The 25,441-nt window shown below is 65.3% G+C and carries 19 protein-coding genes and 1 riboswitch; of the genes, 5 read left to right on the forward strand and 14 right to left on the reverse strand.

All coding sequences use genetic code 11. The annotated features are described in order from the left end of the window. Positions 1-22 precede the first annotated feature (22 nt). Positions 23-298, forward strand: coding sequence for a metal/formaldehyde-sensitive transcriptional repressor (locus HKD46_RS13105; RefSeq protein WP_041210999.1), 276 nt, complete (start codon positions 23-25; stop codon positions 296-298). Positions 299-326: 28 nt separating this feature from the next. Here the strand turns inward: HKD46_RS13105 and bcsC are convergent, their stop codons facing one another. From bcsC to bcsG, 7 genes are read right to left on the reverse strand one after another with little or no spacing between them, the layout of a single operon-like run. Then, a complete protein-coding gene (gene bcsC / locus HKD46_RS13110) occupies positions 327-3,767 on the reverse strand; it encodes a cellulose synthase complex outer membrane protein BcsC (RefSeq protein WP_161469986.1) in 3,441 nt (1,146 codons plus the stop codon). After that, complete coding sequence (gene bcsZ / locus HKD46_RS13115) at positions 3,752-4,861, reverse strand: cellulose synthase complex periplasmic endoglucanase BcsZ (RefSeq protein ID WP_235673828.1); 1,110 nt, start codon at positions 4,859-4,861, stop codon at positions 3,752-3,754. The genes bcsC and bcsZ overlap by 16 nt, the downstream gene beginning before the upstream one ends. A gap of 3 nt (positions 4,862-4,864) precedes the next feature. Continuing rightward, the gene (gene bcsB, locus HKD46_RS13120; protein ID WP_171865509.1) at positions 4,865-7,090 is read right to left on the reverse strand and encodes a cellulose biosynthesis cyclic di-GMP-binding regulatory protein BcsB; all 2,226 of its coding nucleotides are present in this window, start codon (positions 7,088-7,090) and stop codon (positions 4,865-4,867) included. Next, a complete protein-coding gene (gene bcsA / locus HKD46_RS13125; RefSeq protein ID WP_171865510.1) occupies positions 7,087-9,654 on the reverse strand; it encodes a UDP-forming cellulose synthase catalytic subunit in 2,568 nt (855 codons plus the stop codon). Before bcsA ends, bcsB begins: the two co-directional genes overlap by 4 nt. After that, positions 9,648-10,313: a cellulose biosynthesis protein BcsQ gene (gene bcsQ / locus HKD46_RS13130; protein ID WP_171865511.1), complete on the reverse strand. Its 666-nt coding sequence runs from the start codon at positions 10,311-10,313 to the stop codon at positions 9,648-9,650. The genes bcsA and bcsQ overlap by 7 nt, the downstream gene beginning before the upstream one ends. After that, the gene (gene bcsR, locus HKD46_RS13135; RefSeq protein ID WP_041998134.1) at positions 10,310-10,510 is read right to left on the reverse strand and encodes a cellulose biosynthesis protein BcsR; all 201 of its coding nucleotides are present in this window, start codon (positions 10,508-10,510) and stop codon (positions 10,310-10,312) included. The genes bcsQ and bcsR overlap by 4 nt, the downstream gene beginning before the upstream one ends. Before the next feature lie 14 nt (positions 10,511-10,524). Beyond that, positions 10,525-12,171 (reverse strand): cellulose biosynthesis protein BcsG, encoded by a 1,647-nt coding sequence (gene bcsG / locus HKD46_RS13140; protein WP_171865512.1) that lies wholly within the window; start codon positions 12,169-12,171, stop codon positions 10,525-10,527. Between the two features lie 393 nt (positions 12,172-12,564). Here bcsG and HKD46_RS13145 point away from each other — a divergent pair, with 393 nt between their 5' ends. Together HKD46_RS13145 and HKD46_RS13150 are read left to right on the forward strand one after the other, a co-directional pair. Further along, positions 12,565-13,761 carry an amino acid aminotransferase gene (locus HKD46_RS13145; RefSeq protein WP_171865513.1) on the forward strand — a complete coding sequence of 399 codons (1,197 nt, stop codon included), beginning with the start codon at positions 12,565-12,567 and terminating at the stop codon, positions 13,759-13,761. 58 nt (positions 13,762-13,819) lie between these two features. Beyond that, the gene (locus HKD46_RS13150; protein ID WP_171865514.1) at positions 13,820-14,752 is read left to right on the forward strand and encodes a LysR family transcriptional regulator; all 933 of its coding nucleotides are present in this window, start codon (positions 13,820-13,822) and stop codon (positions 14,750-14,752) included. 16 nt (positions 14,753-14,768) lie between these two features. Here the strand turns inward: HKD46_RS13150 and HKD46_RS13155 are convergent, their stop codons facing one another. The 7 genes from HKD46_RS13155 to HKD46_RS13185 form a co-directional block, all read right to left on the reverse strand. Then, positions 14,769-15,092 carry a DUF1820 family protein gene (locus tag HKD46_RS13155; RefSeq protein ID WP_171865515.1) on the reverse strand — a complete coding sequence of 108 codons (324 nt, stop codon included), beginning with the start codon at positions 15,090-15,092 and terminating at the stop codon, positions 14,769-14,771. A gap of 117 nt (positions 15,093-15,209) precedes the next feature. Continuing rightward, complete coding sequence (locus HKD46_RS13160) at positions 15,210-16,058, reverse strand: YjjW family glycine radical enzyme activase (RefSeq protein WP_049635970.1); 849 nt, start codon at positions 16,056-16,058, stop codon at positions 15,210-15,212. Positions 16,059-16,095: 37 nt separating this feature from the next. Continuing rightward, complete coding sequence (locus HKD46_RS13165; RefSeq protein ID WP_171865516.1) at positions 16,096-17,622, reverse strand: YjjI family glycine radical enzyme; 1,527 nt, start codon at positions 17,620-17,622, stop codon at positions 16,096-16,098. Between the two features lie 122 nt (positions 17,623-17,744). After that, the gene (locus HKD46_RS13170; protein ID WP_010672834.1) at positions 17,745-18,080 is read right to left on the reverse strand and encodes an AzlD domain-containing protein; all 336 of its coding nucleotides are present in this window, start codon (positions 18,078-18,080) and stop codon (positions 17,745-17,747) included. 2 nt (positions 18,081-18,082) lie between these two features. Next, complete coding sequence (locus tag HKD46_RS13175) at positions 18,083-18,796, reverse strand: AzlC family ABC transporter permease (protein ID WP_134997060.1); 714 nt, start codon at positions 18,794-18,796, stop codon at positions 18,083-18,085. Between the two features lie 121 nt (positions 18,797-18,917). Continuing rightward, complete coding sequence (locus tag HKD46_RS13180) at positions 18,918-19,394, reverse strand: murein L,D-transpeptidase family protein (RefSeq protein WP_029313677.1); 477 nt, start codon at positions 19,392-19,394, stop codon at positions 18,918-18,920. A 398-nt stretch (positions 19,395-19,792) separates the two neighbouring features. Further along, complete coding sequence (locus tag HKD46_RS13185; RefSeq protein WP_171865517.1) at positions 19,793-21,643, reverse strand: M3 family metallopeptidase; 1,851 nt, start codon at positions 21,641-21,643, stop codon at positions 19,793-19,795. 294 nt (positions 21,644-21,937) lie between these two features. Between HKD46_RS13185 and HKD46_RS13190 the strand changes: the two genes are divergently transcribed. After that, complete coding sequence (locus tag HKD46_RS13190) at positions 21,938-23,617, forward strand: methyl-accepting chemotaxis protein (protein WP_171865518.1); 1,680 nt, start codon at positions 21,938-21,940, stop codon at positions 23,615-23,617. A gap of 229 nt (positions 23,618-23,846) precedes the next feature. Beyond that, positions 23,847-23,932, forward strand: a riboswitch (cyclic di-GMP riboswitch). Between the two features lie 60 nt (positions 23,933-23,992). Then, positions 23,993-25,414, forward strand: a complete 1,422-nt coding sequence (gene gbpA / locus HKD46_RS13195; protein WP_143238090.1) for an N-acetylglucosamine-binding protein GbpA — start codon at positions 23,993-23,995, stop codon at positions 25,412-25,414. The last annotated feature ends 27 nt before the right edge of the window (positions 25,415-25,441 follow it).

Genomic DNA, 25,441 nt, shown 5'->3' on the forward strand with positions numbered 1-25,441 from the left:
TTATTGATCGAGAGGATCCTGCATGTCACACACGGTTCACGACAAGAAGAAGCTGCTGGCACGGGTCAGGCGCATCAAGGGGCAGACCGGTGCCCTGGAGATCGCCCTGGAACAGGAAACAGACTGCGCCGCCATCCTGCAGCAGATCGCCGCCATCCGCGGCGCCGTCAACGGCCTGATGCTGGAGGTGCTGGAGGGGCACATGCGCGAGCATCTTGGCGCCGAGGAGGCGACCCATGCCGAGCGGCTGGACGATCTGGATCAGGTGGTGAGGGTACTGCGTTCCTATCTGAAATAAGGGCGCCCGGTGATGACGGGCGCCTCTGTCAGTCGAAGTCCGCGTAGGGGGTGAGAGGCCTTGGCGGCATGTCGAGATCCCCTTGCCAGGGCTTGAAGGTGTAGCGCAGGAACAGGGTGACATGGCTGGGGGCATAGTCATCCGCCTGCTGGATGTCCACCCGGCCACCGATGCGCCAGTGTTCCGTCAGCCTGTGTTCCACCACGCCATTCAGGGTGTAGCCGAATCCACTGCTGCTGCCCCCTTTCACAGGCGCATTTCTGTCTGGCAAACCGGCGGGCAGCAGGCCTTCCAGCGGGTAGCGACGGCTGTCGTCGGTTCGGGCGTAGGACCAGGATCCCGATCCCCCCAGCTCCCATGACCAGTCCGAGGTACGCTGCCGGTAGCTGACCGGCACCGAGAGCGAGAAGTACCCTTGCGGGCTGTAATAACCCCCCTGCCCCAGGGTATAGCCCCCCAGATCCTGCTGGTAGTGCCACAGCATGGTGCTGAGCCCCACGCTGGCACGGCGATGGGTCTCGTTGACGAACTTGTAATAGCCCCCTCCCATGAGCCGGGTGCGCCAGTTGTCGGGCACGTTCTTGCCGGTCAGCAGGTGCTGCTGGGCGCTGCCCCAGAACCCGACGGCCCCTCCCAGATCCCGGCTGAGATCGAGGCGGATCCCGTTCGCCCGCACCCCGCCCCAGCTGATGCCCGTGCCCGGATCCACCGTTCCCCCATAGGAGAGCAGCGAGCTGCTGACGGGCCGACGCGAGAGGGTCATCCCCCACCCCAGCGTGTGCCAGTCACCGGTCAAGGTGGCGCCACCGACCCAGTCCACCACCTCGAAACCGAGGGGCGTGGTCCCCAGATCGAACGCCCAGGCCCCCCGCTGCCAGCCTGCCGCCAGGGTGGTCCCCCGGCTCTGCTGGTGCGCGTCCCCGCGGCAGTCCCTGGCCGCACAGGTACCGAACTGCGCCCGGTAAGGGGAGTCCGGCAGATCTCCGGCATCCATGTCGACCAGTTCAAGGCGGCCGAAAGCGGTACCACCGGCCAGCGGCGTATCCAGTTGCGCCATCTGGGTCAGCGCCCGCAGATCCGAGTAGCCCCCGGTACCGCTGGAGCCCCAGTAATCGCTGTCGAGGGAGAAGGTGGTCTGGCTCTGCCGGTAGTGCCTGTCGAGATCGCTGCGCAGGCCGGATGCCAGCCACCCCTCCCCATCCTGACTGCGGGCCAGCCGGGTCAGCTCGCCCCCCTCCAGATCCTCGCGGGGGGCCAGACCTGCGGCCACCAGCCCCTTGCGATCCCGCACCAGAGCCCCTTCCACATCATGCTCGGCAACGCGCTGACGGGCGGCATCGCGCCAGAACAGCGCCGTCTGCTGGGAGGCCGGTTGCATCGCCACCAGGGGTTCGTAGTCGGTGAAGATGGCGCGGGCTGTCTCGCCCTCTCCCAGCGCCTGATAGAGATTGGCTACCCGGCGGTAGTAGTTGGCCCCCTCCGGGGGCAGCGGGCTGACCGGCCAGGCGGGCAGCCAGTGACGGGCCTTTGCCAGATCGCCCCTGGCCTGGGCCAGTTCGGCCATGCCAAGCCTGGCCTCGGGCTGTTGCGGCGTGCGGGCAAGCACCTCCTGATAGCGCTGCTCCGCCAGTGCATAGGCCCCCCGATCCGTGGACCACTCCGCCAGCATCAGGCTTACCTCTTCATCCGGCTGCAACGGCTGAAGCAGGCGTTCGGCCCCCTCATCATCCCCGGCCTCGTGACGCGCCCTCGCCCTGGCGAGCACCTCGCCGCGGGCGAGGCGCCGATCCAGCGCATCCATGTCCTGTGTCCAGCCGGACCTAGGGATGGCGGCCAGCACCCCTCTCGCCTCCACCGTCTTGTCCTGCCCCGAGAGATAGAGGGCGGTGGCGTAGCGCAGGGTGGCGTCCTGGGGTCGCGCCGCCAGCCGTTCCCGCAAGAGCCGCTCCCCGCTACCGGCTTCCCCGAGGCGGGCCCGGGTATCGGCCACTCGATAGGCCAGCCACACCTCTTCCGGGGTCAGCGCGAGTGCCTGCTCGCGAAGGCGCAGCGCCGCCGCCACCTTGCCGGCCCGATCGAGCTGATCGGCCTCCTCCTGCAACAGCCCGGCCTTGAGCCGCCGCCCTTCGGCTTGCATCCCGGGGGTGCCCTGCTGCTCCAGCAGGGCCAGGGCACGTGCCGGATCCTGCTCCTTGTAGAGATCGAACAGGCGGGCCAGTGCCCGCTCCCGCGCGCTCCCCATGGCGAGCGCCTTGCGGTAGGCGGACTCCGCGTCGGCATCGCGATGACGGCCACGCTCGCTGTCTCCGAGCCCCAGCCAGGCTTCGGGTTCACGCCCATCCTGGGCGATGGCACGGCGATACAGGGTCGCCGCCTCATCCCACTGCTCCCGTTCCAGGGCGCTGCGCCCCTGGCTCACCAGCAGCCAGTAGCGGTTGGTGGCCAGCAGGCTGCGCCATTTGTCCTTGTCGGTCACCTCGGGGTGTGCCAGCACCCGTTCAAACTGGGCGATGGCCAGCGCTCGCTGATCGTTGCGGGAGTAGGCCTGCCCGAGGGCCCCCATGAGTTCGGGATCCCCCGGGTTGGCAGCCAGGGCACGCTGCAAGCGGGAGATGGAGGCACCACCTCCCGCCGTGCTTGCGAGCGCCGACTGGCGTGCACGATAGGCGGGCGAGGCCCACTTCTCCTCCTGGGCCGCGAGCAGCTGTTCCGCCTTGGTGGTATCCCCTTCGCCAAAGAGCACCATGTACTCCTGCAAGGCAGCGATGCTCCCGGGACCGATGGGCAGGGATTCGATGTCCGCGAGCCAGATCTCGGCGGCCTCGTCCCGCTGATAGGGGTCTCGCGCCATCTCGCGCAACAGGTTCTGTGCCCCCTGGCGCCGACCCTCCGCCAGATAGAGGCGAGCCAGCCCGCCCCGCACTCTGGGCTCACCCGGATATTGCCGGTTGAGTGCCTCCAGGGCCGCCAGCCCCTTCGCTTTCATGGCCGGGATCCGTGTCTGCAACAGGGCATAATCCACCGCCACGTCGAGATTGGGGGGCAAATCACCGGAGAACAGGGAGCGATAGAGACGCTCGGCCTCCTCCAGCCTGCCGGCGCTGGTCAGCAGCCTGGCTTGTTGCAGTTGCTGGCGCCTGGCCGGTTCGTTCAGGGCCAGGTTGGCCATGCCCTGACGATAGAGCGCAGAGTCGGGGTCTTGCTTGCCAAGGCGGGCAAGCAGTGCCCCGGCCTCCTTGACCTTGCCCTGGCGCAGGGCCTGACGGGCCTGGGCTGCCAGCAGCTCCGGATGATCGGGCTCCACCAGGGAGAGGGAATAGAGGCTGTTGCTGACGAGATCTTCCCGCCCACGGGCCTCGCCAATCCTGACCTGCTCCAGCAGCCAGGCCACCGGCTGTACCATCCCTTGCGCCAGGGCTCCGCTCATCAGGCAGGCGAGCAGGCACCCCAGGGTCACTCTGCCTGACATGACTCGCTCCAATCCGGCTGCAGGGTACCGTCGGCGGCAAAGCGATAACGCCCCTGATCCCAGCCTGCGCCGAACAGGGTCAGCACGCTGCCGTAGTAGGCATTCGCATCCAGCCCGTGATCGGAGACCTGCTTGCGCAAGGTGACCTGCGCCGGCAAGCCCCGTGACAGGGGCAGAAGGGCGGCGGCAAAGCCGCTCGGCCCCTTGCCCTGAACCTGTCCACTTTGGCTGGAGACCCGCTCGGGCAGATGACCCGATTCGGTCAGCTGCGCCAGCATGGGGGCAAAGTGGGCCACCAGGGAAGCCCTGGCGGGATCCTCCTCGCTCAGCATGCCGAGCCAGAGATAGACGCGGATGGCGTCATAGCCACCAGTGTCGCCCTTGTCCGCCGTCACCTGCCATCCCTTGTCGGCCTGCCAGTCCACCCAGTCCGGGGCAAAGCCACGGGGCGCACTCTCCTGCAACAGCTTGGGCAAGAGGGCCCGCATCTCGCCCCAGGGCCCCTTGAAGGAGGCGAATCTGGCCAGCAGTTGTGGAGGCAGATAGCTGGGGTTCAGGGTCCAGCGTCCCTCCCCCTCATAGCCTTTCGCCCCGGGCAGCAACACGGGGCCGAGACCCGGCAGCGTGGCGACCTCCTCCCGGGCGATACGGCGCAGCAACAGGGTGCCGAGGGCAGAGTAGCTGTGGTTGTCCCACAGGCGACCCGCCTCCAGCAGGCTGTAGGCTATCCAGAGATCCGAATCGGACGCGCTGTTCGCATCCAGCACACCCCAACTGCCGTCCTGCTGCCTGCCCCAGAGCCAGGATGGCAGGAAGCCGGTCAGATCCCCGCGGGCGAGCTGCCGCTCCGTCCAGTCGAGCAGGCGGGCAAAGGTCTCCCTGTCATCGTTGACCAGGGCGAAGAAGAGGGCATAGCTCTGGCCTTCCGAGGTGGTGATGCGGCGCCCCTCGGCAGGGTCGATGACCCTGCCCTCTTCGCTGATGTAGTGCTGGCGAAAGTGATCCCACTCCGGCCAGTGACAGACGGCCTGCGCCGGGAGGGAACAAAGGGCCCAGAGGAGCAGGGCACCACAGACATTTTTCATCTGAGTCATCTCTTAATCTTCCTTCAGACGGCGGCGACTGGCACTGGCAAGCAGCACCCGCAGGCCCCAGCCCAGTACCAGCATGCAGAGCAGGGTCAGCCCGGCAAGACGCACCGGATAACGGGCAAACAGTTGCCAGAGACGCTCCCACCACGGCAGGTAGCCCACCTCGTAGCGATCCCCCACCACCAGGCTCTTCACCCCGGATTCCCGGATGATGGCCACCGAGCCTGCCACCTGATCGCGCAGGGTCCGGGTCTGCAGGGCATCATTGAGCAATGTGACCCCCGCCGGTCCATCCGCCAGCAAGGCCACCAGGCTGCGCTGATCATGGGTCGGCGATTGCAGCCCCAGGATGACGGCGATGGCCCGGTTGCCCGTCATGCCCACCCGGGCCTGGGGCTGGCGATCGGCCATGGTGTGCAGCAGATCCCCCTTGTGCTGGCGGGTTGGCTCGTTGACCCAGCTGCGCGTGGATTGCAGCAGGGCGTCGGGAGCCAGATCCCCTCGAAACTCCTCCGGCAGGGTGCCGATGAGCAGGGTATCCCGATCCGCGGTGCGCGCCCGCTCCCAGTCGTCCAGAACCTGCAGGGAGAGCGCCGGATACCCGGTCTCGGCCCCGATGGCACCGACGGCATCGAGCAAGGTGGTGATCTGCCCGGGATGGGGTCTGGCCGGCATGACAATCTGGGTGTCGGCGAGATCCGCCATCCGGCTGAACGGGAAGCCGGCATAGGCGAACGCCTTGAGGTCGGGCATCTCGATGAAGTGACGATAGCCGGTGAAGTCGATGGTGGAGCCCTCGTCGATGCGCACCTGATGGGTAGGCGGCATCACCAGATCGCAACGGCCATCCTCCGTCCCTCCCATGTATTGCTGGGCATACTCGAACGAGAAGCTCAGGCTGTTGGCCTGGGTGGTCTTGAGCCCGGGCATGCGCAGCGCCATGGTGTCGCCGTCGTCGGCAAACCAGAGCGGCAGGGTCAGCAACCGCTCACTCTTGACCTCGCCGGGCTCGAGCGTGAACGACTTCATGAGCTGGCCGTTGACCCCCACATCCAGCCGGGAACCGTCGCGCAGGGTGGGCGAGGTATGGTGATACTTCAGCTCCGTCCTGATGCCGTTCTCCCCCAGCAGATAGAGATCAGGCGGCAGGCGCAGCGTCAGGCTCATGGGCCACAGCGTGCGTCCCGTTGCCTGCAACTGGCCCGGGTACTCCGTGAGCTCATCAAAGCGCATCTTGCGATCCAGTCGCACCCAGTTCGGGGCATCGTAGGGTTGACGCGGCAAGAGCGGCTTCACCTCGTCCACCATGACGCTCTGACCACGCAGCATGACATCGCCTCGCGCCAGCCCCTGCACCGCCGTCAGCAGATCCTGCTGATCCCGCCCCAGGATCAGCAGCAGCTTCACATAGGGATTGTCGGGGGAGCTGATCATGTCGATGGTGGGCCCCTTCACCTCGGGATAGTCCACCAGGAAATCGGGGCGAGCGTCATTGGTGGCAAAGATCACGGCGTTGCGATCCGGCAACTGGTTGATGAGCACCGGGAAGTGCTGGCCCCGCCACTGGGCCTTGGTGCCAAACCAGGAGGCCAGCACGGCCGCCGCCTGCTGTTGCAGCAGCGGAACTGTGCCGCTGAACACCATGGGCAGAGTCAGCTTGCCATTGTCCCGCACATCGAGGAACGGCATGGGGAAGAAGGAGAGCTCGTTGCGCACCGGCAGGGTCTGCAGTTGCAGGCTCAGCTTGCTGTCCCGGTTGACGTTGAGCCAGAGGGTATCGCTCGCCGGGTTCTCGCACACCTTCTGGTAGTGGCCGACGAAGCTCACCTTGATCCGGTTGAAGTCCTTGGCGTAGCGGGGATCCAGCTCGATGCGGGCATGGGTACGCTCCCCCATCTGCTCCTTGGTGAGGGCGGTGACCCCCATCAGCTCGTCATTGAGGTAGACCTTGATCTGGGAGAGCAGCGGCAGCAAGGAGGGGGACGGGGTGAAGTTCAGATCCAGGCTGGCCCGGGTGACCACCTCGTCCCGCCGCACCGTGAAGTCCGCCTGACCGTCAGGGGCATTGCCACGCAGGGAGAGGGTGCCCGGAGAGGAGGACATCTGTTCGAAACTCAGGTCCTGACTGCGCACCGGTGCGGGCACCGGCGGCAAGGGGCCGCCGGCCTCGGCGGCCAGCGCACTCTGCGTCATCAGCAGGAGAGGGATAAGGTAGCGTTGTGGTTTCATCATCCTTTCACTGTCTGTGTGGTCGGAGCCCCGGACCGGAAATCCGGCGAGACGCGACGTGGAACGAAAGAGAGCAGCCAGCGAGCCAGCTTCTCAAGCAGGATACAAACAAAGCCGATGGGTGAGGTGCGCGCCAGGCGCCAGTAGGCCCCCCAGCCGAGCAGCGTGATGTCGAGCAGGCTGTGGAGCGGGCGATCCTTGCCGAGGCGCTGCTGCCACAGGGACCAGGTGTCGGCCCGGGCGAAGGTGCACTGGATGAAGGCGATGTGCTGGGCCTGCTCCATGGGCTCCAGCTCCAGCCCCAGCTTGCGGCCGAACACCCGCTGCACCTTGGCGGCGAAGGCCTGCTCCCGCTGGCCGTGGCGCAGCAGCAGCCAGACCCTCTCCTTGTCGGCCAGGGGCAGGGCGTCTTCGAGCAGGACGCCGACCCCGCCATTGGAGTAGTCCTTGACGGTGCAGGGATAGAGGTGGCCGTTGGCCAGCTTGATGGCCGCCGGCATCACCATCTCCACCCTGGGGTTGGCACGGACCTGCCGCGACTCGAACGCCACCGCCAGCGCCCCGCCCAGTATGGTCATGTTGTAGAGGGTCCACAGCATGCTGAGGATCAGGGTCAGCACCTCGTCGGCCGGGCCGGTGCAGATGCGCCAGATGCCGAAGCCCAGCCCGCACAGGTTGAGCAGGATCAGGATCAGATAGGGCCTGGAGACCGACAGATCCAGATACACCTCCTCCGTCATGCCCCCCTTGGCGGTGACGTTGAACTTGCCCTTGTGGGGGGCAAACAGCGCCACCGTGGTCGGCCTGGCGATGTACCAGGCCAGCACAGTCTCGTAGACCTCCCCCCAGAAGGAGTGGCGCACCTTGCCCTGCAGCCGGGAGTTGGTCAGGGCGCTGTGGAAGATGTGCGGCAGCATGTAGAGGGCGATGGCCGCCGCCGGGGCATAGATGATGTAGGCGTGCAGGATCAGGAAGGCGAGTGGCGCCGTCAGGAAGATGAGCCTCGGTATGCCCGAGAGGAAGTGCAGCATGGCGTTGAAGTAGCAGAGCCGCTGCCCCAGGTTGAGCCCCTTGCCAAACAGGGGGTTGTCCAGGCGCAGGATCTGCACCATGCCGCGCGCCCAGCGGATGCGCTGCCCTATGTGGGCGGAGAGACTCTCGGTGGCCAGCCCCGCCGCCAGGGGAATACGGATATAGGCGGAGGTGTAGCCAAGGCGGTGCAGCCGCAACGAGGTGTGGGCATCCTCGGTGACCGTCTCCACCGCGATACCGCCGATCTCGTCTAGGGCAGAGCGCTTGATGACGGCGCAGGAGCCGCAGAAGAAGCTGGCGTCCCACATGTCGTTGCCATCCTGCACCAGGCCGTAGAACAGCGCCCCCTCGTTCGGCATCTTGCGAAACCGCTGCAGGTTGTGCTCGAACGGATCGGCGGAGAAGAAGTGGTGGGGGGTCTGCACCACCCCCAGCCTGGGATCCCGGTAGAACCAGCCCACCGTCATCTGCAGGAAGGATCGGGTCGGCAGGTGATCGCAGTCGAAGATGGCGACCAGATCCCCGCTCGCCTGCCTGAGCGCGTAGTTGATGTTGCCGGCCTTGGCGTGCTCGTGGGTCGGCCGCGCCACATAGCGGATCCCCGCCTCTTCGGCGAAGGCGCGAAACGACGCTCTGTCCCCGTCATCGAGCAGCCAGACGGTCAGCTTGTCGGCGGGCCAGTCGAGGGCCAGGGCCGCGTAGACTGTGCCCTTGACGATGGCGAGATCCTCGTTGTAGGTGGGGATCATCAGATCCACGCTGGGCCACTGTGCCGGGTCCGCCGGCAAGGGCGCCGGGGGGCGATTCAGCGGCCAGGCCGTCTGCCAGTAGCCGAGCAGCAGCACTATCCAGGCATAGGTCTCGGCGGCCAGCAGCAAGAGGCCGCAGGTGAGGCTGACGGGATCGAACCAGTCCAGGGTGGAGGTGTAGCGCCACCAGATGTAGCGGCAGGAGACGGTGAGGGAGAGCACCATCATCATCAGCATGGGGTAGCGGCCCGGCACGGCGCGCAGGATGAAGGCCATCCCCATCAGCATGATGACGAACACCAGCTGGGCCTGCAGGGTGAATGGCTGGGTGATGCAGAGCAGGGAGAGGGTGCCGGCCACCGCGCACAGCAGCACGCTCTTCCAGCGTGCCTCGCGGGGCGTAGCCCTGGCGGCGGCCAGCCCTTTCTCCTCCTGGCGGGCCAGGAAGGCCCCGAGAGCCTGTGTGCCCCAGTGCCAGATCCGCTGCCAGGAGGCGGGCCAGCGCAGGGGAATCGGCCTGGGGCGGCGCACTATGATCCAGAGACTCTGCAACAGGATGCGCAGGGGATCCCCGACCCGGGGCCGGGCCAGGTGGGGATAGAGCCCCCGGGCATGGCCCAGCACCCATTGCCAGCCATGACGCTCGAGGGGGAAGATAACCCAGGCCAGCAGCCAGCCCAGGGTCAATGCGGCCGCCCCCGGGCGGGAAGCCCCCCGCTCGCGCAGTGCGCGATAGCGCTGCGAGCACCAGAGGCTCGCCGTCGGCGTCAACAGCCGGGCTAGCATGGGTCGTCGCCCCCGGCGCCCAGACACCAGCTGGCCAGGGAGGCCAGCTCGTGGGCGATCAGGCTGGTGGGGGCATAGCGGCCCACCGGCTGCTTGGCGGCCATGGCTTCGGCCATCGCCTCGTCCCGGTGCAGCCGCAGGCCGAGCAGGGGCAGGCCGGCCGCCTGCCAGAGATCCAGCAGATCCTGCTGCAGGGCCCGGCGGCTGCTGAACTGGGTCACCAGCAGCAGCTCCCCGGCCGCCCAGGCATGGCGATGGAGTCGCACATGGCAGTTGGCATCGGCATTGACTATGGTCAGCAGCCGGCAAGGGAGCGCGGGAACCGGGCCCAGGGGCAGATCCAGCAGCACCAGATCATAGCCATCGATCCCCGCCAGCCACTCGGCCGACGCCCCCTCCCCCCCGCCATGGGAGAGCAGATCCAGCCCCTCCTCATAGTGATAGAGTGCCGAGCGCCACTCCCGGGCCGGATCCGCCAGCCGGCTCCAGCCCCTGGCATCGGCATGGGGCAACCCCAGATGGATGCCAAGCAGGTTGTCATGGCACAGATCCACCGCCAGCACCCTGGCCCCCTGCTCCCGGGCCGCCAGCGCCAGGCCGGCGACGAGGGAGCTGGTGCCCACGCCGCCACGGATCCCTTGCAGGGCAACGCAATTCATTCAGGCCCCCTCATCTCCAGCTCCGCCAGCAGGGGGAAGCGCTCGCGCAAGGCGACGAGCCGCTCCCTGAAGGCGATGTCCTGATAGGAGAGGCTCACGCCGAAGGCCTGCTGCACCATGGCCACGTCGCTCATCATGCCGCCTTCGACCGGCACACCGAAGGGGGTGGGCGTCACGGGTCGCCGTTCACTCTGCATCTCAGCCTCCGGTGTCACAGGGGATAGGGGACCCAGTCCCCCTCCCCCAGCTTGATGTGGTACTTGCCCTGATATTCGAGCACGACCGAGCCCTGGTTCTCCGAGACTGCTGGCGTCTCGGGCAACCCCTTGAGCAGCCCGTCCCAATCTATGGTGGCACTGCCGAAGGTGTTGCCGCCGACCAGGCGCGAGATGAGCTCAGAGATGGCCAGGAAGCTGCTGGGGGTGTCTATGGCCTTGGTCGCTCCATGGACGCCCTTGGCACCGATCAGGGCAACCCCGACCGGCACCTGGGTGATGCTGGGACTGGGAATATCCCGCAGACCGGCCATCTGCATCTTGTCGCCAGCGATGGCCGCCCCGTGCTCGGGCACCAGGATCACCGCCACCTTGCGACCAGACTGCTCCAGCGAGGTGAGGAACTGATCCAGTTGATCGAGCAGGGTCTGCAGTCGCGCCTTGTAGGGGGCAATCTGGCGGGTGGCCGCGTAGCGGTTGCCGTCGTGCAGGGCGATGAGGTTGAAGAAGGTCACATTGCGTTCCGCCTTGCTCTTCTGCCGCTCACTCAGCCAGCGGGCGAACAGGGCATCATCCCGATAGATGGGCTCCCCATCGAAGGAGGCGAGATCGTGGGGCATCCCCTCCTTGCTCATGAGGGGGACATCCAGACTGGCATACTGCTGCAGATCCTTGAGGTAGTTGCCGAATGCCCCCGAGTGATCCATGGCGACCTGCTTCTCAAACCCGAGCTGGGCCAGGTTATCGAACAGCAGGCACTGGCTGGGCGCTGTCGTGTAGAGCCCCTGGTGGCTGGTCTGTCCGCAACTGGCCCGCAGCAGGCGAATGGAGCTCGGGCCGCTGTAGGAGGTGGCGGAGTTGAAGCGGTTGAAGCGAATGTCGAAGTGGGACCAGACCGGGTGCCCTGTCAGGCCGCTCGCCTCCACGTCACGCCAGGCCAGGGAGCAGACATTGATGATGAGCACATCGAAGGGGGTCGCCTGGGCTGGCAGGCTCTCCGGGAAGTGCACCAGCCTCTCCTGCTCCTCCCGATAGAAGTCATCGAGATAGGCGTTGAGGTTCTCGTTGGTCGGCGGGGCACTCTGGTCAAGCTGCTCCTCCATGGGCAGCACTGAGGGGCGGGTCTCCTCCCGGGACGTGTTCAGGGCGTGCTCGCTCGCCCCCTTGCTGCTCGCGAAGGGATTGCTCACCTGGGGCGAGACCCAGAGCCAGAGCAGCGCCAGCAGGATCCAGGGGGTGAAGCGCAGCCATTGGGCGATGAACAGATAGAGCGTCAGCAGCACGAACCCCGCGCCGACCATCTCCCAATTGATGAAACGCCCGAGCAGCTCAGCCCAGTAATCCAGGGTGAAGGAGAAGACCTGGCTACCCTGGGCACGAATGCTCTCTATCCCCGGCAACCAGGTATCGTGATAGAAGATCCCCGCCCCCACCGGCAACGCCAGCCAGTGCCGCGCACGGCGCCACCCGGCCCTTGGCAGGGGAAAGATCAGGAAGGCGGCAAACACCAGGTTGATCAGGGGATGGAAGTTGAGATATCCCCCCCAGAGCAGGGCGAACTTGGCAAGAAAATAGACATTCCAGCCACCCAGGCCGTGCCAGTCCAGCCAGGGGGAATCGGCATCAGAAACATGTCGGGTCATCGGCGATGAGTCACCTGTTATCGTGGGCCCCCCGAAGGGGCCGGGCACACTGCAATGGTTGTCAAAAGAATAGCCTGACTATTATGCAACTATTTCTTTTGTCTCAGGCGGCGCCGAACCTGGCTCCCCCGGATGGGTGGGAGGGGAATGAGAGGGGCCGTATGCATCCATATATTATCCAAACGATGCCGATAAGGCAGCCTTCTCTGACAAAATGGGGGGAACGTGCAGACGGGATGCAGGATCCTGGCAAGGGCCCCGCGTTCACCACTGCGACAGACTTTGTCAGCCCTGTCGCCATCTCGAACAACTTGAGGCCACCTCTGGATTGCGCCATCATATCGGCCCGGCTGATGGCCGGCCGAATTGGACAGTCAACTTCAAGGACCCCCCATGTTTGAACACGTCGATGCCTATGCTGGCGACCCCATACTGACGCTAGTCGAGACCTTCCACAAAGATACCCGCGAGCAGAAGGTGAACCTGGGGATTGGCCTCTATTACGACGAGCAGGGCCGCATTCCGCTGCTGCCGTCGGTGCAGCAGGCCGAAGCGCAGCGCGCCGCCGCCCCGGCCCCGCGCCCCTACCAGCCGATGGAAGGCGCCGCCAACTACCGCACCGCGGTGCAGCACCTGCTGTTTGGCGCCGAGCACGAAGCGGTTAAGGCGGGTCGCATCGCCACCATCCAGACCATCGGTGGCTCCGGCGCCCTGAAGATCGGTGCCGATCTGCTCAAGCGCTACTTCCCGACCTCCGAGGTGTGGGTCAGCAATCCCACCTGGGACAACCACAAGGCGATGTTCGAGGGGGCCGGCATCAAGGTGCACGACTACCCCTATTACGATGCGGCCACCGGCGGCGTGCGGTTCGACGCCATGATCGACTGCCTGAGCAGCCTGCCGGCCAAGAGCATCGTGCTGCTGCACCCCTGCTGCCACAACCCGACCGGGGTGGATCTCTCCCGTGCCCAGTGGGACCAGGTGATCGCCCTGGTGGTCGAGAAGAACCTGATCCCCTTCATGGACATCGCCTATCAGGGCTTCGGTGACGGGCTGGAAGAGGATGCCTATGCCATCCGCGCCATGGTGGCCGCCAGTGTCAGCTTCTTCGTCAGCAACTCCTTCTCCAAGAACCTCTCCTTCTACGGCGAGCGCTGCGGCGGCCTGTCGGTCATCTGCCAGGATGCCGAAGAGGCGAGCCGGGTGCTCGGCCAGATGAAGGCCACCGTGCGCCGCAACTACTCCAGCCCCCCCACCCATGGCGGTCAGATCACCGCGGCGGTGATGAGCCAGCCCGAACTGCACGCCATGTGGGTCGGTGAGGTGACCGAGATGCGCACCCGCATCAAGGCCATGCGCCAGAAGCTGTTCGAGGTGCTGAGTGCCAAGGTGCCGGGCCGCGATTTTGGCTACTTCATCAACCAGCGCGGCATGTTCAGCTACACCGGCTTCACGCCGGAGCAGGTGGACCGCCTTCGGGAAGAGTTCGCCGTCTACCTGGTGCGCTCCGGTCGCATGTGCGTGGCGGGCCTCAACAGCCGCAACGTCGACTACGTGGCCGACGCCATGGCCGCCGTGCTCAAGGGCTAAGCCCGCAAGCCCCGCTCAGGCGGGGCTTTTCATTTGTCCCCTTGCCCGTGGAACCGTGATGGATCTCATTGCCCTCTCCCGCCTCGGCGGTCGCCACCTGGTGACCCTGCATCTGCTGCTCGACACCCGCAGTGTCACCCGCAGCGCCGAGCGCCTCTGCACCACCCCCTCCACTGTCAGCAAGACCCTCAACCAGTTGCGCGAACTGCTGGGGGATCAACTGCTCTACCGCCAGGGCAATCAGTTGCTGCTGACCCCGTTTGCCGAACGCCTCGGCCCGACGCTGCGCCGCCTGCTGGGGGAGCTCAACGGCCTCACCAGCCAGGAAGGATTTGCCCCTGCCAACTGGCAGGGGGAGCTGAACCTGGCGATGCGGGAGAGCAGCATGATCTGGCCCATGGGAGCCGTACTGGGTCAGTTGATGCAGGAGGTGCCGGGGCTGATGCCCGTCGTGCGTAACAAGGACGAGCAGGGACTGGCTGCTCTGGCGGCGGGCAAGCTCGACTTCGTGATCCTGCCCCACGATCAGAGCCAGCCCGGGGTCAATCAGCCCGGCCTCGTCTGGGAAACCTTGCGGGAGGACGAGCTGGTCTGCCTGATGCGCGCGGATCATCCGGCGTTGACGCGCCCCTGGGATCTCGATGCCTACCTGAGCTGGCGCCACATCGCCATTCGCGATCAGGAGCTGGCCGATCCCTTCTTCGAGCAGAGTCTGGCCCAGCGCCAGGTACGGCGCAGACTGGGGGCCACCCTGCCGGATTTTGGCAGCGCCTCCGCCCTGCTGCGCCAGAGCGATCTCATTCTCACGGCCGTGAAGGGCTGGGCTACCCGGGCTTGTACCCAGGGGTTGGTGAGCCGCCCTGTCCCCTTCGATTACGGCGCCGTGACCCACAGCCTGGTGTGGTATGGCCCCCTGGGGGAAGATCCCGCCCTGCGCTGGTTCCGTCAGCGCATCCTGCAACTGGCCCGGGAGCTGGACGCCCCACAATGATGCCTGGCGGCAGGACTCAGGGCTTCTTGGTATAGATGGGGCCTGGGAAAGAGGTGACGTTGTTGCCCAGTTCGGTGATGCGGGCGGCCCCCTGCTTGCGCACCTGATCGACCCGCAGCACGTGGTGTATGGGAATAAGGGTGCGGGTGACGTCGGCAAATTCGCTCTTCAGCTTCTCGTGGCTGGGGTCGACGATGAGCGCCGTGTGGTTGTCCCACACGAAGTGGGCGATCTCGATGAAGCCGAACAGCTGGCCCTGATTCACCTCTCTTACATAGACTTCGTAACGCTCGCTGTGACAAATGAACTGCACTCGATAAAGGGCGTTGGATTCACTCATGGGTATCTGTTGGTGATGGACGGTTTGCCCATTCTAGCCGTCCCCTCGGACAGCCCCTATAGACAGAGTTCACAGTTGCGTCATATCGGGTCTCAGCATCCCGACGTGCCGCAGAGCTCAGATCGCAGGCAGCATCACCGACCCAAACCCCTTGGCCTTCAATGCGTTGGCCAGCACTGTCAGATCAGCCGACCCGGCTTCTGGCCATGACAGCGCCTCCCCTCGCACCCCGTGGTGGCGAAAGCCGTTGAGGCGGATGGGCACGGGCCCCAGCGACAGCAAAAAGGTCGTCAACGCCTCCTCCAGCGCGCCGGTGGCATCGAGAAAATCGCTCCGCCCCGGCACCAGCAACAGCCGCACCTCCGCCAGCTTGCCCGCCTGCGCCAGCAGTTGCAGCGATGCCAGCACACGCTCGCGGCCCCACCCGGTCAGGGCCAGATGCACAGGCTCGCGCCACCCCTTGAGGTCTATCATGGCGCCGTCCAGCACCGGCAACAGCCGCTGCCAACCCGTTTCCCCCAGGGATCCGTTGCTGTCGAGCAGGCAGGTGAGACGGGCCAGATCCGGCGCAGCCTTGATGGCCGTGAACAGGGCGATCACGAACGGCAACTGGGTGGTCGCCTCCCCGCCGGAGACGGTGACGCCGGTGAGCAGCGGGCCATAGCGGCGCAGCAGGGCCAGCACCTCGGCCACCGACATCTGGCGCGTCTTGGGGCTGGCGTGGCGAGGGCAGACATCGAGGCAACGGTCGCAGTGGGTACAAAGCTCGGCTTGCCAGCTCACCCGCCCCTCCTGCATCGCCAGGGCTCTGCCCGGGCAACCGGGCACGCAGTCACCGCAGTGATCGCACAACCCCATGGTGTGGGGGTTGTGGCAGCCGGGGCAGCGGAAGTTGCAGCCCTGCAAAAACAGCACCAGCCGGTTGCCGGGGCCGTCCACGCAGGAGAAGGGCAGCCAGCGGCTCACCATCGCCCTGAGCTCGGCCCCCTTCTGCATACCGTTCTCAGTGCTCATTCAAGAGGGTCTCGATAGCCACCACCCGCGGTGCCCGCTGGCGGATCCCGGTCCGCTCGCTCGCCTCGGCGCCGAGGCAGGTGGTCTGCAGCCGCGAGCCTTCTGCCGCGAAGCGGGCCACATCGCGCTTGCGGATCATGTAGCCGGTCACCCGCACCAGATCGCTGTCCGCCACGTTGGCACTGAATTCGCGCATACCGAGGGCGAAGGCCCCCTTGCAGAGTTGCAGCAGCGCCTGCGGGTTCTGGCGTATGGTGGGATCCAGGGTCAGGATCTCGCTGATCCCGGAGTGATAAAAGCCGTGGTGGGGCGCCAGGGCCAGCAGGTGACTGGCGGGATCCGGCTCCTCGCCATAGGGGATCCGTACCCCCGGGGTCACGCCCCTGTCCACGCTGAGTCCCCCCTGGGAGTGGAGCAGGGCACGGCCGCCCCAGGCATGGGTCTGGCCCCTCCTGGCCACCCACTCGGAGAGGCGGGCCGAGATGCGATAGCCAAGCTGGTTGGCCTCATCGTCATGGCCATAGCGCCACGGCAAGCCTCCCTTTTCCATCAGCAGGTTCACCGCCTCCGCCATGCCAAAGATGCCGAACATGGGGACGAAGCGCGTCTCCTCGATCAGCCCCTCCTCCACCAGGAAGCTGTCGAAGAAACCCGACTCCCGGTGCAGGAAGGCGGCGCGCGCCTCGATGAGCCGCGAGGCCTGCTCGCAATAGTGAGGCAGTGTGCGCGCCATGAAATCCTCAACCCCTGCGCTCTGCCCGGCCACGCCCTTGAGGGAAAGGCGCACCAGGGTATTGGCACCGCCCCCCAGGGGCAGGGCATTGTAGCAACTGACGATGCCAAAGCCGCGTTCGTCGAAGGTGTCCCTGTGCAGCGGATAGTTGACAATGTGGGGCTTGCTGCAGGCCGAGATGTTCTCGACCCCTTGCAGCAACAGGCTGTCCGGTGTCTGCACCGGGTCGTGGAACAGACTGAGATTCGGCGCCACCTGCTGGAGTTCCCTGTCGATGCGCAGGATCAGCCGGCAGATCCGGTTGTCGTCGGGGCCGATGTTGACGTGCATGAAGGCATCCGGCAGCACCCGATCCAGATAGATCCAGAAGGCCTTCAGCTTGCGATGGAGCGTTTCATCATCCAGCTCACCGACGAAGGGCAGCAGCAGGTGATCGAGGCGCTCCAGCCAGACCGGCATGCTGGTGACGGAGGGCACGTGGTGGTAGAGGATGCGCAGGGCATCGAGGGCCTCGTCGAAGTCACGCGGTGGCGCCAGCTCCAGCCAGGCCGAGCCCTGTCGCAAAAACCGCTCGTAATCCGGCAGCACGTAGCGCGGCTTGTGGGGAGCGTGCCCCTCGAACATGTCGCACAGCACCCCTTGTGCCATGGCATCCTGCACGGCGGCAGGCAACTCGGGGTAAGGCAACGCGTTTTCGGCGGCGAGCGCCAGGGCCCGACCCTTCTGGGCCGGTGAGAGCAGAGGGTCGCGCACGATGCGCTGGCAGGTTTCGGTGAAGGACATGGTTCACTCCGTGGCGGGTGGAACCAAAATCCTCACACTTGAGAGGCCTTTTTTGAAGTGACATTCCCAACATGGCGGATATCCCATCAAGACATCCGCCATACCGGATCACGGCACGCCCTTCACCAGGGCCAGAACAGGGCCACGCCCCCCAGCCAGCGCAGCAGGAAGAAGCCCCCCATGCCGACGACCACCACCACCAGGGTAGGCAGGCGCAGCAGGGTCAGCACCGTCACCAGCAGGGTGGCGGCCAGGTAGTCCGGATCCCAGTCCAGCCCGTGGCCGGGCTCATAGCTGAAGACGATGGGCAGCCAGATGGCGGTCAGCACAGACTGAGCCGAGAAGCTGAGGAAAGCCCCCATCTCGGCCCCCGGCTGATAGCGGGTCAACCGCGAGAAGAAGGCAAAACGGTTGAAGAAAGTGATCAGGGCCAGCAGCCCTATCATCAGCCAGCCCATGATCACCTCCTCATCCGGTGCAATACATAGCCCACCACCATGCCGGCCAGGGCCGAGACGATGATGTGGATCTCCGCCAGCAGCGGCTTGGTGACGAGTGCCGTCCCGCCGCTCACCAGAGTGGCCGCCACCATGGGCAGGTTCTTCATGGCGGGGAGCGTCATGGCGATAAAGGTGGCGGCAATGGCAAAGTCGAGCCCCATCTTGTCCAGCCCGTCAATGTACTGGCCGGCGGCGATGCCGAGCAGGGTCGCCATGTTCCAGAACAGATAGAAGACAAAGCCCGCGATGAGCGCATAGGCGGGATTGAAGGCGCCGCTGCGCTCCCTCTCTTTCAGCGCCACCGCAAACATCTCGTCGGTCAGGAAGAAGGCGAGGCTGGCCCGCCAGCGCAGGGAGAGGGGCAGCACGTCGCGCCGGAAGGTGAAGCCATAGAGCAGATGCTGGGAGGTGATCACCATGGTGGAGCCCATGATGGGCAGCAGCGGCGTCCCCGCCCCGAACAAGGTGGTGGCCGAGAGCTGGGCCGCCCCCGCATAGACCAGCAGCGACATCAGCTGTGCCTGGAGCGGGCTCATACCCGCCTGAAGCGCCAGGGCGCCACACAGTATTCCCCAAGGGATGACGGAAATGGAGAGCGGGAGCATATCCAGGGTGGCACGCCACCAGAGCGCCCCCGTGCGCTCGGGCACAGGGGGGCGGGTTTCCGACATCATGGGATCATCCTTGTCACAGCCAATGCGAACCGGAAAAACTAGCACGGCGCAGGAGGCAGTGTCACGTCATGGTCTGCGACAAATGCAACGCCCGCATGAGAGCGGGCGTTGGCAGACAGGATCAGGGCTCGATGATGATGGGAGTGCCGGGCTCGATGGCGTTCCAGATCTCGTCCATCTCGTGGTTCAGCACCGCGATGCAGCCATTGGTCCAGTTGGACGGCTGCACCCTGCGATCCCCCAGACTGTTGCGCTGGCCGTGGATCATGATCATGCCGCCCGGGTTCACACCCAGCTCGTTGGCGCGCTTGATGTCGTCCAGATTCGGGTAGTTGATGTGAATGGCCTTGTAGAAACCGGAGTTGCTCTTCTTGTAGTCCAGGGTATAGCGACCTTCCGGGGTACGCTGATCCCCTTCACGCTGCTTGTGTCCCTTGGGAGCCGGGCCCAGGGCAATCCAGTAGCGCTTCACTTCCTTGCCATCCTTCATCAGGGTCAGGCTGTAACTCGACTTCTTCACCACCACCATATCGGCGGACAGAGTGGCAAAACTCAACGCGGGCCACAGCCCCAGCAAACACAGCAATACGGCTCTCACTATCCATCCCTCTGCGAGCCTTCTGGGCTCTCTTGTTAGCAAATCATCTGAATGCCGCCACCCTCTGGTGGTGAGCGAGCGCCATGATATGGGATCGCCGTGAATACTCAATATATCGAGAGAAACATATCTGTGGCCAGCAGGGGGAAATGGCCGTCAACCCGCCATGCAGACACCCTGCCAAGGGTAGGGCGTCGCCTCTTGCCCGCAACCGGGCGCCTCAGCGCTGATCGTCAAGGCCAGGAAGATGGCGCAGGAAGAAAAACCAGCGGGCAGCGCCGTCAAGGACACTTGAGCCTGTCCACCCGCCAATCCAAGGCTGGCGCCATGGGGTCAGGTCATCTCAACCCACAAAAAAGAGCCCCTGATGGGGCTCTTTTGACAGTGCGACACAGGGCTCAGGCCAGGGTCACTGGTTCGGCGGTCTCAAGGCGCCGGATCCAGGCCTCGAAGTCTGCCAGCATGCGCGCCTCGGACTCGCTGTTGTCGGCGATGAGCTCGGCCCCGTGTACCACCCGGATATGGGCGTCGAGGGGCGTTCCCTCCCCTGCCGGTGGGCGCTGCCGCGCGGCCGCCATGCATGCTTGCGCCTGTTGCCACGCCTCGGCGGCACTCCGGTTGCACGCCTCTGCCAGCGGCACCGCACTGAAACCCTCGCCGGTGAGGCTCTGCAGTGTCTCGTCGTGGGTCATGCCGTTGCCCGGTCCCCAGTAGTGGGCGGCCAGATCCGGCCCGATGCGCGGGTTGTCGGTGAGATAGCCGTCGCGCCTCAGGAAATAGGCGCGGGTCTGCTCCACCGCCATCAGCGCCAGCAGATATCCGTGATAGGCGCAGGCCGACTCCTGGTTCAGAAGGTGCGGGATGGCCAGCAGCGGGCGTGGGCTCTCCACCCCCAGGATCTTGCGCTCCCACTTGCGGGCCAGGGCTAGCACGGCTGCCGGGGTGCGCTCGTTCTCTGCCATGGCGTAGAGATCCCGCTCGAAGTAGGCCACCAGCGCGATCTGGCGCTCGTTGAAGGCGCGAAATGGCTGGCGCGCTTCAATCATGGCCTGGATAAGCGCATCGGGGATGGGTTCTCCCGCCGCGTTTCTGGCGTAGCGCTTGAGCCAGTCCGCGTCGTCCAGCAGGCTGTCGCAGAACATGGACTGGGTCTCGGCATAGGCCATGGAGGTGGGCGGAAACTCCTGGGAGAAGCAGGGGGCGTTGCCGGTGACGTTGGCAAAGTGCGCCGCGTGGCCGCCCTCGTGGAACAGGGTGTTGAGCCCGCTCCAGCCGCTGCCCACCTGGGCCGGATTGGCCAGGCTGGTGAAATTGACCACCGCCGGCACCCACTCCCCTTCCTGCCAGAAGCTCGGCACCGGGCCGTGACAGAAGCCGTTCTCGTATTTCCCCTCCCGGGTCAGCAGATCCAGGGTGAGGGTGGCACCGCGGTACTGGATGCCTAGGCGGCGGAAGCTCTCGACCCAATCCTTCAGCGCCCGGGAGAAGGGCACGTAAGGGTCGAGCTGGCGGGTCACGTCACCACTCACGCTGTAGCGCAGGTTGTGGGGCAGCAGGGCTGCTTCCCCCTTGGCCGCTTTCAGCTCCGCCAGACTCTGGTGCAAGCGGGCATCGGTGCGGGCGATGAAGTCGTCAAGAATGGCAAACAGCTGCTCCGGGCTCATCTGCTCGTTCTTGTGCACCTTGTAATCGAAGTAGTCGCGATAGCCCATGGCACGGGCGAAGCGGTTGCGCAGCGCGACGATGGCCAGATAGCCGTTGTCGACCACCCACTGCTCCAGGGTCTGGAACATGGCGAGCGCGCTCTGGCGCACCGCCTCGTCGCTGCTGGCGGCCAGCGCCGTGCTGGCGGCGGGCAGACTGCCGGGCACTTGGCGGCCCTGCTCGTCCAGCAAGGTGAGCTTCAACCCCTTGCGACGGGCGAAGAGATCCGCCTCGGCGGCCACCAGCTCGTCCATCAGGGCGGAGGCACCGGGATCTTCGATGACGTTGCACTCGAAGAAGGCGATCCAGCCCCCCAGGCCGCGCCTGAGATCCGCCTCTTCGGCCTGGGCATGCATTTCCCGCAGCACCGGCAGGCGGGCAGGATCGGCACAAAATGCCTTGTAGGCCTGTTCGGCCGCAGTGAAGCCTGCCTGATCGTCGCTGGTGCCCATGTAGGTGGACCAGAACAGGTCCTCCTTGCGTCTGTGCACCTGCAGGTAATCGGCATTGAGCTGATTGAGATAATTCCTGGCAATGGAACTCATAACTTCCCTCTTGTTATGGGGCGACCACGGGAGCGCCCACTCCTTTTTGGTGAAATGCCAACCCATTCACACTTCTTGCAAATTGAGCAGACAAATTGTGCGCCGGGATGCGCGCCATCACGCTATCAAAAGCGAGGGTTTCTGTCTGCTGGCTATACTGGTTGTCAAACTGCTCAATTGGCTGTTTTCCACCGCAACCCATTGAAAGTTAACGATATGTTAAAATAACAACAATCAGGTCCGGCCGGCAGTTCGGCCACAATCAGACCCGCATGGGAAAGTAAGGATAAGACTATGTTCAAGCTCGGTGATATTGCCGTGAGTCGCAAGCTGATGCTGCTGCTCTCACTGGCCCTGGTCGGCTTCATCGCACTGCTGCTCATCTCGGCCAGTGCCCTGCACCGCAATCTGATGAGTGAACGGGAAGCCAGGCTGCAGGCGGTGCTGGACCTGGCCATGAGCCGGATCCAGGCCCTGGCCGCCACCCTCCCCCCGGAGCAGGCCAAGGCACAGGCCAAGGCCATGCTCGACAGCATGCGCTTTGACGGGGACAACTACCTGTTCGTGCTGGATGAAGATCGTCGGGTGGTGGTGCATCCCGCCAAACCCGAGCTGGTCGGCCAGCAGATGGGCAACAACCCTGCCGAGTCCCACTGGCAGCACATGGTGGATCTCGGCAAGGGCGGCCACCAGGGCAGGCTGGAGTATCAGTGGGTCTCCCCGTCCGGCGAGGCGGCCCAGAAGATGTCGCTGGTGACGGGCTACCAGCCCTGGGGCTGGATCCTGGGCTCCGGTGTGTTGTTGCAGGACATTGAGGCCACCATGTGGTCCCAATATGAGTGGATGGGTGGCGCCACCTTGCTGGTGATCCTGTTGATGGGGCTGCTGGGACTCGCCATCAGCCGCTCCATCGTCAATCCCCTGGCCGAGATCAACAAGGCCATGGCCCGGGTCGCGGCCGGCGATCTGGTGGTCAGCATCCCGGTGCTGGGCAGGGATGAGCTCGGCGCCGTCGCCAGCTCCACCAACCAGGGGCTGGATGCCATCCGCCGCGCCCTGCTGGAGGCGAGCCAGGGGGCCCGCAACGTGGCGGATGCCGCCCTGCGCATCGCAGCCTCCGCCGAACAGACCAACCAGGCGGTCAACAGTCAGCGGGATCAGCTCGCCCAGCTCGCCACCGCCATGAACGAGATGAGCGCCACCATCGCCGACGTGGCGGGTCACGCAGAGAATACGGCCCGCGACACCCAGGATGCCACCAGCGAGGCCGGGCTCGGCAACCAGGATGTCCATGCCAGCGTGCACGGCATCCAGGCGCTGGCCACCGAGGTGGATCAGGCCACCTCGCAGGTCAACCAGCTCAAGGAGGGTGTGATGCAGATAAGCGAGGTGACGGCGGTCATCAGCGCCATCTCGGAGCAGACCAACCTGCTGGCCCTCAACGCCGCCATCGAGGCGGCCCGGGCCGGCGAGCAGGGCCGTGGCTTCGCCGTGGTGGCCGACGAGGTGCGCCAGCTGGCCAGTCGCACCCGCCACTCCACCGAGGAGATCCAGAGTACCATCACCCAGTTGCAGCAACGGGCTGTCACCGCCGCCAACGCCATGGACGCCAGCCGCAAGCTGGCGGAGAGCAGCGTCAACCAGTCCGAGAAGGCGGGGCAGGATCTCTCCCTCATCGTCAATCACATCCAGCACGTGAGCGACATGGCGACCCAGATCGCCACGGCGGCGGAGCAGCAGAGCATGGTGGCGGAAGACATGAACCGCAACGTCAGCGGCATCAACGACTCGGCGCTCGAGATGTCCCAGGCGGCCACCCAGCTGGCCCAGGAGAGCGAACTGCTGGCCGGTCTCTCCCGAAGCCTCGACGAGCGACTGGCGGTGTTCAAGCTGGACAACGCCCAAGCCCAGGACAGGATGATGCGACCGACCCAGGCGTCCTCTTCCCGAGCAGGCATGCAACCCCGCCACTGAGTGGCCCCATGAGCCCCTGCCAGGCTTGCAGGGGCTCCTTTCCTGTCATGGCCACGGGAGCCTCTCCCGGGCCACCCTCTCGCACTGAACCAGCGCGCAGATCCCGACGGAGCGATCTGCCGCTGATGCGCTGCTCCGATGAGACGGCACTGTCAATTTTTACACTTAATTTTTTAACAAAATATAGCCATGATGGGTGGTCGCCACAGGCGGCACCATGATCCTTTCTGTAGTCATTTGGCAAACTGGTTGAAAGGCCAGGACGCAAAGCCTCCGGTCTAAAGACAAGCTGTCCAGGATAGCGGGGTTGCAGCACCGTGTTTCGGGGAACTCCCCTGCCAACGTGACTGCCCACATCACCGAACAGAGGAATGTATGGCAGCAAATATCCGACTCACCCATCTCGCGGCAGCGCTGGCGCTGCTGGCCAGTGGCGGCGTGCTCGCTCACGGCTACATCAGCCAGCCCGAAGGGCGCAACTACCTGTGCAAGACAGGGGGCAACATCCAGTGTGGCGCCATCCAGTGGGAACCCCAGAGCCTGGAAGCCCCCTCCGGCTTCCCCGATGGCGGCCCCGCCGACGGCCAGATAGCCTCGGCCGGTCACCCCCAATTCGGCGAGCTCAACACCCAGACCCTCGATCGCTGGACCAAGCGTGAGGTGCAGGCCGGTCCCTTCGCCATCAGCTGGACCTTCACCGCCAACCACGTGACCCGCAACTGGCGCTACTACCTCACCAAGCAGGACTGGAACCCGAACCAGCCCCTCACCCGGGATGCGTTCGATCTCAATCCCTTCTGCGTCATCGATGGCAACATGGTGCAGCCCCCCAAACAGGTGACCCATCAGTGCACCCTGCCCCCGCGTACCGGTTATCAGGTCATTCTCGGGGTGTGGGAGGTAGGGGATACCGCCAACAGCTTCTACAACCTGATCGACGCCCGGTTCAAGGATGGCACCCAGCCACCGCTGACCTGGAGCCAGGGAGGGACCATCTATCCCTCCATCGACCTGGTGGCGGGTGACAAAGCCAGAACCCGGGTGTTCGATGCCAATGGCGAGCGCACCGATCTCCAGACCGAGCTGACCATCGCCAACGCCGGGCAGGGCCAGAAGAACAACTGGGCCCACGCCCTGGCGAGCAAGATCAACGCCGAGCAGAGCCAGATCCGTGCAGGCCAGCAAGGTACGGACGGCCAGTTCAACCCCGTCTATGGCCAGAACCCGGTCTACCTCAAGGCTGGCAGCAACCTGCAACGGGTCGAGATCCAGCTTGAGCAACAGCAGCCCCCGGTGGAGAACGGGATCAGCGTGAGCGGTCTGGCGAGCGACTACACGCTCGACAACGGCAAGCTCACCCTGATGTTCACCGTCACGGCCCAGGGGGATCTCGCCATCACCAACACCCTCTATGACCACGGCGGTGTCGCCAGAGGGCAGAGCAGTGCCGACATCAAGGACGGCAGCCAGAGTTTCTCCATGGCGCTGACCGGCTTGAGTGCGGGCCACCATCAGCTGGTGATCGAGGGCAAACCCAAGGCCGGTGGTGACGCGGTGCAGCAGACCCTGGATCTCATGTTCAAGGATCCGGCAAGCGGGGGCGATTACCAGTTCACCTTCCCGGACGGCCTCAAGTCCTACACCGCCGGAACCCGGGTGCTGCAGCCGAAGAACGGCAAGGTCTATCAGTGCAAACCCTTCCCCTACAGCGGCTGGTGCAGCCAGTGGGCGAGCACGGCAACCCAGTATGAACCGGGCGTAGGCTCCCACTGGCAGGAGGCCTGGACAGCGCAGTGATGGGACGTATCCGACCTGGCGGGAACC

Source organism: Aeromonas sp. TW 6, assembly GCF_013168745.1.
Classification (GTDB): Bacteria; Pseudomonadota; Gammaproteobacteria; order Enterobacterales; family Aeromonadaceae; genus Aeromonas; species Aeromonas caviae.